Here is a 428-nt window from a genome sequence, read left to right as displayed (position 1 = left end):
CCAAGGAAGGACGAGATCGTCGCTTCGAGCTCCTTGGGTTCCTCCTGCGTGCCGCAGATGAAGCGCACCGACGCCATGCCGTAGCCGTAGCGGTCGAGAGCCCGCGAGGCCGCCTTTCGCAGGTCGGCGCTATCGGCGAGGCCGAGATAGTTGTTGGCGCAGAAGTTCAGCACCTTCTCGCCACCGACCTCGATCCGTGCCGACTGCATCGAGGAAATCACCCGTTCGGACTTGTAGAGGCCGGCCGATTTGAGCCCGGCAAGTTCGCTGTCGATATGGGAGAGAAATGCTGCGGTCATGATCAGGTCCCGTTTGACGTGGGCAGACTGTCGTCCTGCCCGCGCAAAAAATCCATCGCAAAAGCGACCGGACGAGGTGGCCAGACAGCATCAGATGACAACGTACGGGCATAGCCCAGGCCATCACCA

General features: G+C 61.2%; 1 pseudogene. It reads right to left on the bottom strand.

Going from position 1 to position 428, the window contains the following annotated elements:
* A pseudogene (locus ACWTU8_RS32850) lies at nucleotides 1–299 on the bottom strand (glycine C-acetyltransferase); the annotation flags it as partial.
* Nucleotides 300–428: the final 129 nt, after the last annotated feature.

Source organism: Mesorhizobium sp. BHbdii (genome assembly GCF_053848045.1).
Note: the sequence above shows the minus strand (reverse complement) of the source record. Positions and strands in the feature narration are given on the sequence as shown.